Origin of the sequence: Pseudomonas sp. (assembly GCF_049301935.1) — a bacterium.
GTDB lineage: Bacteria > Pseudomonadota > Gammaproteobacteria > Pseudomonadales > Pseudomonadaceae > Aquipseudomonas.
On the sequence record NZ_JBAQLP010000011.1, the window covers coordinates 1 to 13,462 of the forward strand.

At 59.9% G+C, this 13,462-nt stretch carries 14 protein-coding genes and 3 tRNA genes; 7 read left to right on the forward strand and 10 right to left on the reverse strand.

Annotated elements, in window-relative coordinates:
• Positions 1–51 precede the first annotated feature (51 nt).
• From WA145_RS01325 to WA145_RS01335, 3 genes are all read right to left on the reverse strand, one after another.
• Positions 52–127: transfer RNA gene (locus WA145_RS01325), tRNA-Glu, on the reverse strand.
• Positions 128–170: 43 nt separating this feature from the next.
• Positions 171–246 (reverse strand) — tRNA-Gly (locus tag WA145_RS01330).
• Positions 247–288: 42 nt separating this feature from the next.
• A tRNA-Glu gene (locus tag WA145_RS01335) sits at positions 289–364 on the reverse strand.
• Between the two features lie 224 nt (positions 365–588).
• On the opposite strand from WA145_RS01335, the gene WA145_RS01340 reads away from it, so the two are divergent.
• The gene (locus WA145_RS01340; RefSeq protein ID WP_422579834.1) at positions 589–1,359 is read left to right on the forward strand and encodes a hypothetical protein; all 771 of its coding nucleotides are present in this window, start codon (positions 589–591) and stop codon (positions 1,357–1,359) included.
• A gap of 51 nt (positions 1,360–1,410) precedes the next feature.
• A complete protein-coding gene (locus tag WA145_RS01345; protein WP_422579835.1) occupies positions 1,411–2,073 on the forward strand; it encodes a glutathione S-transferase family protein in 663 nt (220 codons plus the stop codon).
• Between the two features lie 59 nt (positions 2,074–2,132).
• Here the strand turns inward: WA145_RS01345 and WA145_RS01350 are convergent, their stop codons facing one another.
• Both WA145_RS01350 and WA145_RS01355 read right to left on the reverse strand, forming a co-directional pair.
• A complete protein-coding gene (locus WA145_RS01350) occupies positions 2,133–2,615 on the reverse strand; it encodes a GAF domain-containing protein (RefSeq protein WP_422579836.1) in 483 nt (160 codons plus the stop codon).
• Positions 2,608–3,501 (reverse strand): ATP-binding protein, encoded by an 894-nt coding sequence (locus WA145_RS01355; RefSeq protein ID WP_422579837.1) that lies wholly within the window; start codon positions 3,499–3,501, stop codon positions 2,608–2,610. The genes WA145_RS01350 and WA145_RS01355 overlap by 8 nt, the downstream gene beginning before the upstream one ends.
• A 99-nt stretch (positions 3,502–3,600) precedes the next feature.
• Here WA145_RS01355 and WA145_RS01360 point away from each other — a divergent pair, with 99 nt between their 5' ends.
• Complete coding sequence (locus WA145_RS01360) at positions 3,601–5,910, forward strand: response regulator (RefSeq protein WP_422579838.1); 2,310 nt, start codon at positions 3,601–3,603, stop codon at positions 5,908–5,910.
• 171 nt (positions 5,911–6,081) lie between these two features.
• Here WA145_RS01360 and WA145_RS01365 read toward each other — a convergent pair whose 3' ends face one another.
• The 3 genes from WA145_RS01365 to msrB form a co-directional block, all read right to left on the reverse strand.
• A complete protein-coding gene (locus WA145_RS01365; RefSeq protein WP_422579839.1) occupies positions 6,082–6,564 on the reverse strand; it encodes a MarR family winged helix-turn-helix transcriptional regulator in 483 nt (160 codons plus the stop codon).
• Complete coding sequence (locus tag WA145_RS01370) at positions 6,561–7,046, reverse strand: glutathione peroxidase (protein WP_422579840.1); 486 nt, start codon at positions 7,044–7,046, stop codon at positions 6,561–6,563. Before WA145_RS01370 ends, WA145_RS01365 begins: the two co-directional genes overlap by 4 nt.
• 274 nt (positions 7,047–7,320) lie before the next feature.
• On the reverse strand, positions 7,321–7,716 hold the full coding sequence (gene msrB, locus WA145_RS01375) for a peptide-methionine (R)-S-oxide reductase MsrB (RefSeq protein ID WP_422579841.1): 396 nt from the start codon (positions 7,714–7,716) through the stop codon (positions 7,321–7,323).
• A gap of 246 nt (positions 7,717–7,962) precedes the next feature.
• Between msrB and WA145_RS01380 the strand changes: the two genes are divergently transcribed.
• The 4 genes from WA145_RS01380 to htpX all read left to right on the forward strand — a co-directional run bounded on the left by WA145_RS01380 (position 7,963) and on the right by htpX (position 11,398).
• Entirely contained in the window at positions 7,963–9,174 is a 1,212-nt protein-coding gene (locus tag WA145_RS01380) for a pyridoxal phosphate-dependent aminotransferase (protein WP_422579842.1), read from the forward strand.
• Between the two features lie 11 nt (positions 9,175–9,185).
• The gene (locus WA145_RS01385; protein WP_422579843.1) at positions 9,186–9,929 is read left to right on the forward strand and encodes an SDR family NAD(P)-dependent oxidoreductase; all 744 of its coding nucleotides are present in this window, start codon (positions 9,186–9,188) and stop codon (positions 9,927–9,929) included.
• Positions 9,929–10,381, forward strand: coding sequence for a hypothetical protein (locus WA145_RS01390; RefSeq protein ID WP_422579844.1), 453 nt, complete (start codon positions 9,929–9,931; stop codon positions 10,379–10,381). The genes WA145_RS01385 and WA145_RS01390 overlap by 1 nt, the downstream gene beginning before the upstream one ends.
• A gap of 144 nt (positions 10,382–10,525) precedes the next feature.
• Positions 10,526–11,398: a protease HtpX gene (gene htpX, locus WA145_RS01395; RefSeq protein ID WP_422579845.1), complete on the forward strand. Its 873-nt coding sequence runs from the start codon at positions 10,526–10,528 to the stop codon at positions 11,396–11,398.
• Between the two features lie 33 nt (positions 11,399–11,431).
• Here the strand turns inward: htpX and WA145_RS01400 are convergent, their stop codons facing one another.
• Positions 11,432–11,788, reverse strand: a complete 357-nt coding sequence (locus tag WA145_RS01400) for a hypothetical protein (RefSeq protein ID WP_422579846.1) — start codon at positions 11,786–11,788, stop codon at positions 11,432–11,434.
• A 169-nt stretch (positions 11,789–11,957) separates the two neighbouring features.
• Entirely contained in the window at positions 11,958–13,424 is a 1,467-nt protein-coding gene (locus tag WA145_RS01405) for a glyceraldehyde-3-phosphate dehydrogenase (protein WP_422579847.1), read from the reverse strand.
• Between the last annotated feature and the right edge of the window lie 38 nt (positions 13,425–13,462).

Here is a 13,462-nt window from a genome sequence, read left to right on the forward strand (position 1 = left end):
GTCGTGCTCTACCAACTGAGCTATTCCCGCGATACAACTTGGTACTAAAAATGGCGTCCCCTAGGGGACTCGAACCCCTGTTACCGCCGTGAAAGGGCGGTGTCCTAGGCCACTAGACGAAGGGGACCTTGGAACTTGTCGGCTACCTGCCTTAGCAAGTGACCTGAATCTGGAGCGGGAAACGAGACTCGAACTCGCGACCCCGACCTTGGCAAGGTCGTGCTCTACCAACTGAGCTATTCCCGCTTTATAACAGCCAAACTTCAAACAGCACACTTCTAAAAGAAGTGGCGTCCCCTAGGGGACTCGAACCCCTGTTACCGCCGTGAAAGGGCGGTGTCCTAGGCCACTAGACGAAGGGGACGCAGCCCGGAAACTACAACTTCCATCCGGCTTCTACACGTTTTGCCGTGAGGCATTGCGCTACGAAGTGGCGCGCATTCTATGGAGCCTTGTAAGGCCCGTCAACCTCTGTGTAAAAATTTTTATAAATCAACGACTTCAGCTCAGAATGTGAGGCAGCCCTATCAGCCTCCCGGCTAAGGCACTACACTCGGACGAAAAACCGGTGATCGAGAGGCTGCACCCATGTCCCCACTCGTGATTACCATATTGATTGTTTCTGGCATCGTCGTATTGATCGCCATTGCTTACATCAATCATATGGTCGAGAACAACAAGCTGGAGAAGGCGCGTATCAAGGCCGACCTCAATGATCGCCTGCGCCGCTGCACGGACCTCGCCGAAGCCCTCCCCGGCCAACTGATGAGCCCTGCACTGAAGTTGATGCTTAGCCGCCTGCAGTTGCACTTCAGTGAACGCGTGCTGCCTTTAGACAAGGGCAATAACGCCCTCAAGGCACGCATTGAAGAGCTGCACAAGCTGATCGCCCAAGGCGATTCGATTGCCGTTAATAACCCGCCACAACCCATCCTCAATGAAGCCAAAGCCAAGGAAGTGCGTTTCCAACTGGAAAGCCTGCATGGCCAACTGACCCGCTGCGCCAAAGACGGGGTTATCCCAACTAACGAGGCCAAACACTGGCTCAATGAAGTGCGCCATATGCTGACCCAGGTGCATATCGAATTTTTCGGTAACCTCGGCCAACAGGCCTTGCAGCATAACCAGCCAGGTCAGGCACGTCTGGCGTTTGAGCGTGGCGTGCAATACCTGCGTAAACAACCGGACCCTGCCCCTTACCAGAAAGCCCTGAAAAAATTTGAAGAGCAGTTGGCACGCGCCAATGCCATGGTGTTGGAAACGAATAAACCCACCACCGACCAAGCCAGTGAACTGGATGCAGGTTTGGAGTCCCTCGGCGACGAAGACGAGTGGAAAAAGAAGAACATCTACGATTAACCCCTCCAGCGCGCTGCTGGCGCGCTAACGCCCTGCTAACGAGAGCCACCTATGAGCCTGACCGTTTACGGTGCCCCGCTGTCGCCCTTTGTCCGTAAAGTTCGCCTGTTTCTGGCTGAAAAGCACCTGGATTACCAGTTGGAGATCATCCTGCCATTCGGCCAACCGGCCTGGTACCGCGACATGAGTCCGCTGGGGCGTATTCCGGCGCTGAAGGATGGCGACCTTACCCTCGCCGACTCCAGCGTGATCTGCCAATACATCGATGACAAGCTTCCGGAGCGCCCCAGCCTGCTGGGCCAGAACGCCGAACAACGCGCACAGGTACGCTGGCTGGAGAAATACGCGGACTATGAACTGGCGCCACTGTGCACCTTCACGGTGTTCCGCAACCGTGCGCTAAAACCCAGCATGGGGCAGAGTTGCGACGAAGCCGCCGTGCAGAAAGCCCTGCATGAGAAGCTGCCCGCACACTTTGACTACCTGGAAAAGACCCTCGGTTCAGCCCAATACCTGGTCGGCGACAGCCTGACCCTGGCCGACCTGGCTCTGACCTGCCAGTTGATCAATATGCAGCATGGCGATGAGCAACTGGACCCGCAGCGTTGGCCCAACCTGAGTGCGCACTATGCGCGAATCACCGCGCGCGATTCGGTACAGGGCGTATTACCAGGCGAGCTGAAGATGCTCGCCAAAATGGCCGCCAAGGCCTGAACCCGCAGCTCCAGACAGCAAAGAGCCCGGATCAACCGGGCTCTTGCACATCTGCGACCTCAACAGTCGGTGAGTTCGACAAACACTTCGACCAAGCGCTCAATACCGGCCTGATCTGCGCTGCTAAAGCGCGCCAATGACGGGCTGTCGAGATCCAGCACGCCCAACAAACGCCCATCCTTAAAAAGCGGCACCACCAGCTCGCTATTGGAGGCGCTGTCGCAGGCGATATGCCCGGCAAACGCATGCACATCCTCAACGCGCTGGGTCTGCCCGGTGGCCGCTGCGGCGCCGCATACACCGCGACCGAAGGCAATCCGCACGCAGGCCACCTTGCCTTGGAAAGGCCCAAGCACCAGCTCTTCGCCACGGGCTAGATAGAAACCCGCCCAGTTCAGGTCGCTCAGCTCCTGAAACAGAAACGCCGAAAACTGCGCCGCATTGGCAATAAAGTCGCGCTCACCCGCCAGCAGTGCTTGCAGCTGCGCCACCAGCAATGAATAGCCGTCGAGCCCCTGCTCGTTGTTTTGCAAATCAATCATCGTGCTTACTCAATAATTGCAGGCCCACCCAGTCGCGGGCGAATTGATAGGCGCAGCGCCCGTTGCGGTTGCCGCGGCCCAAGGCCCAGCGTATGGCGGACTTTTCCAGCTCGTCGTGCCATTGCCAGACCAAACCGGTTTGCGCGGCGTGCACCGCGAGCCAGTGGCGGACCACGTCGAGAAAATGCTCCTGAGTGAAGGGATAGAACGACAGCCACAGACCAAAACGGTCGGACAGGGCGATCTTGTCTTCCACGGCTTCATTGGGATGCAGCTCGCCATCGACCCGCTGCCAGCTCTCATTGTCGCTCTGTTTTTCCGGCAACAGATGGCGACGGTTGGATGTGGCATACAGCAGCACATTGTCCGGCGCGCGCTCCAGGGAGCCATCCAACACGGTTTTCAGCATGCGGTAATCGCCCTCACCGGCGTCGAATGACAGGTCATCGCAAAACAGCACAAAGCGCTGCGGCAGCTCGCTCAGCTGTTCGACGATGCGCGGCAGGTCGGCCAGCTGATCCCGCTCGATCTCGATCAGCCGCAGCCCCGCCGCCGCATGCTCGGCCAGCAGCGCCCGCACCAAGGATGATTTACCCGTGCCGCGCGCCCCCCAGAGCAATGCGTGGTTGGCCGGCAAGCCCTGAATAAACTGCTCTGTATTGCGCGCCAACTGAGCACGCTGGCGATCCACCCCAATCAGATCATCCAGATTTACATCCAGACTGACCTGCAGCGGCGCCAGAAAGCCGCTGCGGCCATCACGCTGCCAACGGGCCGCCAGGCTCTGCTGCCAGTCGATAACCGGGCGCTGTGCCGGCAACAATGGCTCCAGGCGCGCCAATAGCGCCTCGGCGCGCAACAAAAAATCACCTAAACGCGAATCCACGGCACACTCCAGGGTTTTCGAGCCGCTGCGCCACTGCCGTCCGGCAAAACAGATGGGCTATGCTTGGCAGGCGACTCAACATGAGAACAGCCGGCCCATATGGATATAGCGCTAACCCAACGCCTGTCATTCAAACAGGCCGGCTTAACCGTATTGGTAGCCTTTATCCTTGGTACGGCACTCAGCTTGATGCAAGTGGGCATCGATTATGCCAGCGAAGATGCCTCCATCAACCGCGAGATTAATGCGCTGATGGAGATCAGCCACAACCCGGCGGCGCGCATCGCCTACAACATCGACGCCGAACTGGCCCAGGAACTGGTGCTGGGCCTGCTGCGCTCACCGGCGGTGATCAGCGCACAGATCATCGATAACAACCAGCTGACCCTGGCCAGCGTCAGCCGCCCCGCCATGCAGAGCCGCTACCGGGTACTCAGCGACTTTATGTTCGGCCAACGCCGGCACTTCGAGACCGCCCTGTTCGTCAGCCATTCGCCCAACGAAGCCCTCGGCAAGCTGAGCCTGGAAGTCGACACCTATGCCTTTGGCAGCCATTTTCTCAACCGCTCGCTGCTGACCCTGCTCACTGGCTTCGCCCGCAGCCTGCTGCTGTCGCTGATCCTGCTGGTGCTGTTCTACTTTATGCTGACCAAGCCGCTGACCGGATTTATCCGCGCCCTCAGCGAGCGCGACCTGCGCAGTCCAAACAAAGATAAACTGCCCTACCCGCCCAACCATGAGCGCGACGAGATCGGCGTACTGGTCGATGTCACCAATCGCCAGCTGAGCAGCATCGCCAGCGAGATCGAGCAACGCCAGCAAGCCGAAGACCGCCTGACCCGCTACCTGGCCGAACTGGAAGACATGGTCTCGGCGCGCACCGAGCAGCTGGAAGCCGCCAACAGCCGCTTGCTCGACTCTAACCGCGAACTGGAGCAGGCCAAGCGCACGGCACTGGGCATGGCCCAGGCGCGCTCGGCCTTCCTGGCCAATATGAGTCACGAGATTCGCACCCCGCTCAATGGCCTGCTGGGCATGCTCGCGCTGTCGCTGGACGGACCGCTGAATAACGAGCAGCGCCAGCAGCTGTCGATTGCCCACGATTCCGGCAAGGTCTTGGTCGAGCTGCTCAACGACATTCTCGACCTGTCGAAATTCGAAGCCGGGCAACTGGAACTGGAGCAGATTCCCTTCGACCTCGGCAGCATGATCGAAGACACCGCCAACCTGCTGTCGCAGAACGCCGCACCCGGCGTTGAACTGACCTGCCTGATCGACCCACTACTGCCCAACCAGCTGCTCGGCGACCCGACCCGGGTCAGGCAGATCGTCAGCAACCTGTTGTCCAACGCCTTGAAATTCACCCGCTTTGGCCGCGTCGACATCAGCGTCAGCGCACAGGCGGGCGGCGTCAGGATTATTGTCCGCGACACCGGCATCGGCATTGCCGAAGAGGCCCAGGCGCGGATCTTCCATCCGTTTGCCCAGGCCGGGGTGGGCATCACCCGGCAATTTGGTGGCACCGGCTTGGGTCTGGCCCTGACCCGCCGCCTCTGCGAAGCCATGCACGGCCAACTGAGCCTGGAGACACGGGAAGGCTTCGGCAGCACCTTCTGCATCGACCTGCCGCTATCCGGCCAGGCCAGTGCCCAGCAACGCCCTCTACTGCACGGCCGCATTATCGGGCTGAGCCCGGCCAGCTCTGGTCTGAGCAGACAGCTGGCAAGCCTGCTGCCGAGCTGGGGCTTGCAGTATCAGCACCTGGACGCCGATGCCGCGCTGGGCCAGCTGGATGCTGACTTGCTGATCAGCGATTGCCCGCAGCGTTTGCATGAACTGCGCTTGCTCTGCAACCTGCCGATTCTGCTGGTCAGCGCCTATGGCAACTTTCTCAGCAGCGAGCAGGTGGAAAAACTCTCGCCTATCGAACAACTGGCCCGGCCGCTGTCACGTCAGGCGCTGCTGCAGGCCCTGCGCCGCACCCTCGGCCAGGGCGAGGTGCATGCCGCCGAGCAACACAGCGAACCGCAACGCAACCGCCAGGCGCGCGTACTGCTGGTGGAAGACAACCCGGTCAATCAGCTGGTGGCCAAGGGCATGCTGGGCAAGCTCGGCTGCCAGGTGCTGCTGGCCAATCATGGCGGCGAGGCCTTGAGTCTGCTGGAGAGCCAAGCGGTCGATCTGATTCTGATGGACTGCAATATGCCGGTCATGGATGGCTATGAAACCACCCGGCGGATTCGCCAAAAAGCCGAATTTGCCGAGTTACCGATCATCGCCCTGACGGCCAATGCACTGTCCGATGAACGCGAGCGCTGCCGCGCTGCGGGGATGGATGACTACCTGGCCAAGCCCTTTCGCAAGGATGAGCTGGCGGCCCTGCTCGATCAGTGGTTCACAGGCCATTGAAAACTACCTGCGTTGGCAATGCTGCGTTAAAAACAGGCTCGAAAAGCCGCTTGCGGCTAACGCGCTTTAGCGGGACCCGAAGGGCGAGTGAAACGAGTAATGCTCATTTACAGTAGTAAACTCCGCTTTTTCGCCTGTTTTTGCCTTGCCCTGCCTGCCTCGCCTAGGTTTTCAACGGCCTGTTAGCGCCATAAACTGATCAAGCAACACACCCACCTGGCTGCGCAACGCAGCGGCCTGATCAAGATCAATCCCGCGCTCACAGAGCAACTGGCTTTTCAGCGGCAACACCTGCTCACGCATGGCGCAGCCGGCCGGAGTCAGCGCCAGGTGCACTTCACGCTCATCACTGGCCGAACGCTTGCGCCGCAACAAACCTTGCAACTCCAGGCGCTTGAGCAGCGGCGTCAACGTGCCGGAGTCGAGCAACAGGCGCTCACCCAGCGCCTTGACCGTCGGCAGCGTTGGCGGTTGCGGTTGCTGCTGCCACTCCCACAGCACCAGCATGGCCAGGTACTGCGGGTAGGTCAGGCCAAGCTGATCGAGCATCGGCTTGTAGGCGCGGATCACCGCCCGTGAGGTGGCATACAACTTGAAGCACAACTGGTTATCCAGCTGCAGCCCGTCATCCGCAGGTAAACTGGCCGGGATCATTTCAGCAGCGCTTCGATCTCGGCAGTCAGGTCTTCAGGCTTGGTGGTCGGGGCGAAACGCTTGATCACCGTGCCGTCAGCATTCAGCAGAAACTTGGTGAAGTTCCATTTGATGCCCTGGCTGCCCAGCAAGCCTGGCGCGCTCTTCTTCAGGTTGACGAACAGCGGATGGGCATCACTGCCATTCACATCAACCTTCTTGAACAGCGGGAAGCTCACGCCAAAGTTCAGCTCGCAGAACTCGCTGATCGCGCCCTCATCCCCCGGCTCCTGCTTGCCAAACTGATTGCAAGGGAAGCCCAATACCACCAGGCCCTGATCCTTGTACTGCTGCCAGACGTTTTCCAGGCCCTTGTACTGCGGAGTAAAGCCGCACTTGCTGGCGGTGTTGACCACCAGCACGGCCTTGCCACCGAAATCGGCCAGGGTCTTCTGCTCGCCCTTGATGGTGGTAACTGGAATATCGAAGAGTGCGTTGCTCATGCTTGTCGCCCATGGTGAGTTGAAGTGAACGAAAGATAGCGAGCAATTAAATTGCATGCAATTTAATTGCTGCGAAATAAAGCCTGCTGATAACAGGCCACAGTTCAATCGTGGGATGGGTTAGCGATGCATGGCATCAATTCCCGAAGCGACTGTAATGCGTGCGCATCGCGTAACCCATCAAGCGGCCCGATGAGTTACGGCGCTGCATGACACGCGCTGGCTTACAGCCCTCCAACATGCACCTAACCCATCCTACGTTTTGCGATTGCCCTTAAGCCTTCGGCACCAGCTTGAGCGATGCCGAGTTGATGCAATAACGCAGCCCCGTCGGCGCTGGCCCATCGGGGAACACATGCCCCAGGTGAGCATCGCACTGGGCGCATTTGACTTCGATGCGGTGCATGCCATGGCTGAAGTCATCCAGGCTGGCGATGGCCTCCTGGCTAACCGGCTGAAAGTAGCTGGGCCAGCCACTGCCGGAATCGAACTTGGCCGCCGAATCGAACAGCTCAGCCTGGCAGCAAGCGCAGTGGTAAATGCCCGGCACCTTGCTGTCATGGTATTGGCCAGTAAAAGCGCGCTCGGTGCCGCCAAGGCGACAGACGTGAAACTGCTCCTCAGAAAGCTCTTCGCGCCAGGCTTCCAGGGGTTTTTCCAGCTTGTCCACAGGTAGGTCTCCTCTACATGAAAAAATCGCCGGGAGCGATTTTTAACGTCGCGCAGCGACGGCCCAAAGGGTGGCGGCCATGGATGGCGTGCCATAAAAAAGCCCGACCAGTACCTTTGCCAAGGTCAGGCTGCCACGTATCATTCGACCCCAGTCTGTCACCGGCGTTACAGCCTGCCAAGGCTCGCAAGATCAGGTCTTTTTGCAGGGTAATTCAGCGGCGTTCCACCATTCGGGATCATTTACATGCAGTTCAGCAAATCGAACAAGCTCGCCAACGTCTGCTACGACATCCGCGGGCCGGTGCTCAAGCACGCCAAACGCCTGGAAGAGGAAGGCCATCGCATCCTCAAGCTGAACATCGGCAACCCGGCGCCGTTCGGTTTCGAAGCGCCTGAGGAAATCTTGCAGGACGTGATCCGCAACCTGCCGACAGCCCAGGGCTACAGCGACTCCAAGGGCCTGTTCAGCGCGCGCAAGGCGGTGATGCAGTACTACCAGCAGAAGCAGGTAGAAGGCGTTGGCATCGAGGACATCTACCTGGGCAACGGCGTGTCCGAGCTGATCGTGATGGCCATGCAGGCGCTGCTCAATAACGGCGATGAAGTGCTGATTCCGGCCCCGGATTACCCGCTGTGGACTGCTTCTGTGGCCCTGGCCGGCGGCAAGCCGGTGCACTACCTGTGCGACGAGCAGGCCGGCTGGTTCCCCGATATCGCCGACATGAAGGCCAAGATCACCCCAAACACCAAGGCCCTGGTGCTGATCAACCCGAACAACCCCACCGGCGCGGTGTATTCCAAGGAAGTGCTGCTGGATATCGTCGAGCTGGCGCGTCAGCACAACCTGGTGCTGTTCTCCGACGAGATCTACGACAAGATCCTCTACGACGAAGCCCAGCATATCTGCACCGCTTCGCTGGCGCCGGACGTGCTGTGCCTGACCTTCAACGGCCTGTCCAAGTCGTACCGCGTGGCCGGTTTCCGCTCCGGCTGGGTGGCGATTTCCGGGCCCAAGCACCGCGCGCAGAGCTATATCGAAGGCATCGACATCCTCGCCAATATGCGCCTGTGCGCCAACGTGCCGAGCCAACATGCGATCCAGACCGCATTGGGCGGTTACCAGAGCATCAATGATCTGGTGCTGCCGCAAGGCCGCTTGCTGGAGCAGCGCAACCGCACCTGGGAGCTGCTCAACGACATCCCCGGGGTCAGCTGCGTCAAACCGATGGGCGCGCTGTATGCCTTCCCGAAGATTGACCCGAAGGTTTGCCCGATCCATAACGATGAGAAATTCGTCCTCGATCTGCTGCTCTCGGAAAAACTGCTGATCGTTCAGGGCACCGCGTTCAACTGGCCGTGGCCGGATCACTTCCGCGTGGTCACCCTGCCGCGGGTGGATGAGCTGGAAATGGCCATCGGCCGCATCGGCAGCTTTCTCAAAACTTACCAACAATAAGCGGAGCACACATGAGCCAGGGCAAACGCTACCTGCTGACCGGCGCCAGCTCTGGCATTGGCGCCGCCCTGGCTCGCGAATTGGCGGCCAAGGGTTACGACCTGGCCCTGGCCGCGCGCCGCGAAGACAGCCTGCACCTGCTGGCCGCCGAACTGCAGGCGCGTTTCAAGCGCAAGGTGGTGGTGCTACCGCTGGATGTCACCGACTACGACGCCTGCCAGGACTCAGTGGGTCTGGCCGCCAACCTGCTCGGCGGGCTGGACGGGCTTATCGCCAATGCCGGCATCGCCCTGACCGGTAAAGCCGGCGGTGGCCACTTCAAGCGTGCCCGACTGACCGTGGAAACCAACCTGATCGGCGCGATTGCTTGCCTGGATGCCGCCTGCGCACTGTTTCGTCAGCAAGGTCACGGCCATCTGGTCGCCGTCGCTTCAGTGGCCGGCAAACGCGGCCTGCCGCATACGGCGGCCTACTCGGCAAGCAAGGCCGGCCTGATCAGTTACATGGAAGCCACCCGTGCCGAGCTGCTGGGCAAGAACATCGACACCACCCTGTTGCTGCCGGGCTTTATCGACACGCCGCTGAACAGCGATATGCCCAGCCGGCCGTTTCTGATTGACGTGGAGCGCGGCGCGGCGCTGATCGCCAAACACATCGACAAACGCCATGTCAGCGCCTACGTGCCGGGCTGGCCCTGGGCGCTGCTGGGCCGCGTGCTGCCTTATCTTCCAACCTCAATGATTGGCAAATTCTGATGGACCTGCAGATCGACGACTTCTACAAGGATGCCGCCGCCGGCATGCTGACCCTGTACCAGGCGTTCCCGAGTAAATCCGCGCTGTATGTCGAAGACCTGATTGGCCGCGAAGAGCCCGACGAATTCGGCCTGCCCACCCCTCGTCATCAAAGCTGCCTGGGCGCCCTGCTGTGGCTCGCCGAGGAAGGCTATATCCGCTTCGACTCCACCATCGGTTACGACGCCCTGGATCAAGCCGTACTCAGCGAAAAGGGCTTTCTGCGCCTGACCCGCGGTGTACCCCATGCCCTGCGCGAGGGCGATGCCTTGCCGCCTAGCGTACGCCGCGTGCACGCCACCCTGGCCTTTCAGCTGCGCGAAGCGCTCGGCCAACGGCATGGCGAACGCGTCGCCCGTCTCACCCGCCTGCTGTTCGAAAGCAGCCTCAACGGCGCAAGCGACATAGTTTGAAATAGTCGCCAGGTTGAAGTGCCTGGGGGTGCGCCCTTATATAGCCGTCATAACCAACAGTGGCCGTGGAAAACCAGGCGAAGCAGCCAGAACAGGGTTTTCAGCGGTCTGATAGATGTTTCCCGTGAGGAGTCTCAACACACCATGATGCGCATTATGCTGTTCCTGGCCACCAACATTGCGGTGTTGATCATCGCCAGCATCACCCTGAAGTTGCTCGGGGTCGACCGCTTTACCGGCCAGAACTATGGCAGCCTGCTGATTTTCTGCGCCGTGTTCGGTTTCGCCGGTTCGCTGATTTCGCTGCTGCTGTCCAAGTGGATGGCGAAGATGAGCACCAAGACCGAAATCATCACCCAGCCACGCACCCGCCACGAACAGTGGCTGCTGCAGACCGTGGAAGAACTGTCCCGCGAAGCCGGGATCAAGATGCCGGAAGTGGGCATCTTCCCGGCCTATGAGTCCAACGCCTTTGCCACCGGCTGGAACAAGAACGATGCCCTGGTAGCGGTCAGCCAGGGCCTACTGGAGCGTTTCTCGCCTGACGAAGTGCGTGCCGTGCTGGCCCACGAAATCGGCCATGTGGCCAACGGCGACATGGTCACCCTGGCGCTGATTCAGGGCGTGGTGAACACCTTCGTGATGTTCTTTGCGCGGATCTTCGGCAACTTCGTCGATAAGGTGATTCTGAAGAACGAAGACGGTCCGGGCATTGGCTACTTCGTCGCAACCATCTTCGCCGAGCTTGTTCTGGGGATACTGGCCAGCATCATCGTCATGTGGTTCTCGCGTAAGCGCGAATTCAAGGCCGACGAAGCCGGCGCCCGCCTGGCCGGCACTGGCGCGATGATCGCCGCCCTGCAGCGCCTGCGCGCCGAACAGGAAGTGCCCGTCACCATGCCCAACAGCCTGACCGCCTTCGGCATCAACGGCGGCCTGAAAGGCGGCCTGGCTGGCCTGCTGATGACCCACCCACCGCTGGAAGTACGTATTGAAGCCCTGCGTCAGCGCGGCTAAATACTAAGCAAACGAGAACAGGGTTAATGCCAGTCAGTCACGCTGACTGGCATTTTTATTGGTGATTGGCTTTTTCGCTAACTTGAACCCTATGGCAAGGGTATAGGCGTACTCCTCACGCCGATAAGGCAAAACACAGTGCGGGGCTGAAACCTGCAATTCAGCCAGGTATTTGCCTAGGTTGCCGAAACGCTCGGCAGACAGGCCGCTGATACCCCCGAAATCACCCAGGCACAACCTATACAGCGACTGCTTGCTCAGCAATCGCACAGTCAGCGCGCATCCTGGCGTTCTAAACGCTGAACCGCCTCTATTGTTGAGAGGAACCCGCTCGGCTCGATGTTTCGCAGTAGTGGGCGTTCGCCAAACAATGCCATCGACATCCAGCAAAGGCCATCCTGCCGAGCTCAGGTGATTAGACGATGATGGGGGCCAGCTCCAGTACCCGAGCGACACGCATAAAAAATCCGATGCCTATTCAGGCATCGGATTTAGATTTCTTGCAGCCAACGCTCAGGCAAGGGGGCTCAACTGATCGGCATTACCCCACTGCCTGCGCTTAACGCGGGAAAGCAGGCGGGTTAACCCCAGCCATATCTTCCATCACGCGCACCACCTGGCAGCTGTAACCGAACTCGTTGTCGTACCAGACGTAGAGCACAACGCGGTTGTCGTTGCAGATGGTGGCTTCGGCATCGACTACACCGGCGTGACGCGAACCGACGAAGTCAGTGGAAACCACTTCCTGCGACTGGACGAAGTCGATCTGCTTCTGCAGGTCGGAGTGCATGGCCATCTGGCGCAGGTACTCGTTGACTTCCTCACGGGTGGTGGCTTTCTCAAGGTTGAGGTTGAGAATGGCCATCGACACGTTCGGCGTCGGCACGCGAATGGCGTTGCCGGTCAGCTTGCCTTTCAGCACGGGCAGCGCCTTGGCAGCCGCAGTGGCAGCACCCGTTTCGGTGATCACCATGTTCAGCGGTGCGCTGCGGCCACGGCGGTCGCCCTTGTGGAAGTTGTCGATCAGGTTCTGGTCGTTGGTGTAGGAGTGAACGGTTTCCACGTGACCATTAACGATACCGTACTGATCATTGATCGCCTTGAGCACCGGCACGATGGCGTTGGTGGTGCAGGAAGCGGCCGAGATGATCTTGTCGTCAGCGGTGATTTCGCCGTGGTTGATGCCGTGCACGATGTTCTTCAGCGCGCCCTTGCCCGGCGCGGTCAGCACTACGCGATCGACACCCGGGCAGGCAAGGTGCTGGCCCAGGCCGTCGGCGTCACGCCAGACACCGGTGTTATCCACCAGCAGCGCATTTTTGATGCCGTACTGGGTGTAATCCACCTCGGCCGGCGACTTGGCGTAGATCACCTGAATCAGGTTGCCGTTGGCGGTCAGGGTGTTGTGCTCTTCGTCGATGGTGATGGTGCCATCGAACTTACCGTGCACCGAGTCGCGGCGTAGCAGGCTGGCGCGTTTGACCAGGTCATTGCTCGCGCCTTTGCGCACAACAATGGCGCGCAGACGCAGGCCGTCGCCACCACCGGTCTTCTCGATCAGGATGCGTGCCAGCAGACGGCCGATACGACCGAAGCCGTACAGCACCACGTCGGTACCTTCGCGCGCTTCACTGTTCTGCTTGCCAGCCACTTCAACCAGCTCGTCCTTGACGAACTGCTCAATGCTGCGCCCCTGGCCTTCGGCCTTGAACTTGCTGACCATTTTGCCCAGGTCCACCGAGGCGGCGCCCAACTTGAGTTCGCTCATGGCCTTGAGCACCAGGAAGGTGTCGTGTACCGACAGCTCGCTGTCGCCGGTCAGGCGGTGACGGGCGAAGCGGTGGGCCTTGAGAATGTCGATCACCGAGCGGTTGATCAGACCACGGCCGTAGATCGAGGTGACCACGTTGTTGTTACGGTAGAGTTGGCCAATCATCGGAATCATCGCTTCCGCAAGGGCTTCTCGATCGATCCACTCACCGAGACACTGGTCGGGCTTCTGAGTCACGGGCAGTACCTTCCACATGTAGGGGCTGAAAAAAGGGGCTACATTATGACGGCGCA

Excerpts from the sequence above, each read along its gene's own strand:
- WA145_RS01340 (WP_422579834.1), top strand. The coding sequence starts at position 589 with ATGTCCCCACTCGTGATTACCATATTGATTGTTTCTGGCATCGTCGTA.
- WA145_RS01345 (WP_422579835.1), top strand. The coding sequence starts at position 1,411 with ATGAGCCTGACCGTTTACGGTGCCCCGCTGTCGCCCTTTGTCCGTAAA.
- WA145_RS01350 (WP_422579836.1), bottom strand. The coding sequence starts at position 2,615 with ATGATTGATTTGCAAAACAACGAGCAGGGGCTCGACGGCTATTCATTG.
- WA145_RS01360 (WP_422579838.1), top strand. The coding sequence starts at position 3,601 with ATGGATATAGCGCTAACCCAACGCCTGTCATTCAAACAGGCCGGCTTA.
- WA145_RS01365 (WP_422579839.1), bottom strand. The coding sequence starts at position 6,564 with ATGATCCCGGCCAGTTTACCTGCGGATGACGGGCTGCAGCTGGATAAC.
- WA145_RS01370 (WP_422579840.1), bottom strand. The coding sequence starts at position 7,046 with ATGAGCAACGCACTCTTCGATATTCCAGTTACCACCATCAAGGGCGAG.
- WA145_RS01380 (WP_422579842.1), top strand. The coding sequence starts at position 7,963 with ATGCAGTTCAGCAAATCGAACAAGCTCGCCAACGTCTGCTACGACATC.
- WA145_RS01385 (WP_422579843.1), top strand. The coding sequence starts at position 9,186 with ATGAGCCAGGGCAAACGCTACCTGCTGACCGGCGCCAGCTCTGGCATT.
- WA145_RS01390 (WP_422579844.1), top strand. The coding sequence starts at position 9,929 with ATGGACCTGCAGATCGACGACTTCTACAAGGATGCCGCCGCCGGCATG.
- htpX (WP_422579845.1), top strand. The coding sequence starts at position 10,526 with ATGATGCGCATTATGCTGTTCCTGGCCACCAACATTGCGGTGTTGATC.
- WA145_RS01405 (WP_422579847.1), bottom strand. The coding sequence starts at position 13,424 with ATGTGGAAGGTACTGCCCGTGACTCAGAAGCCCGACCAGTGTCTCGGT.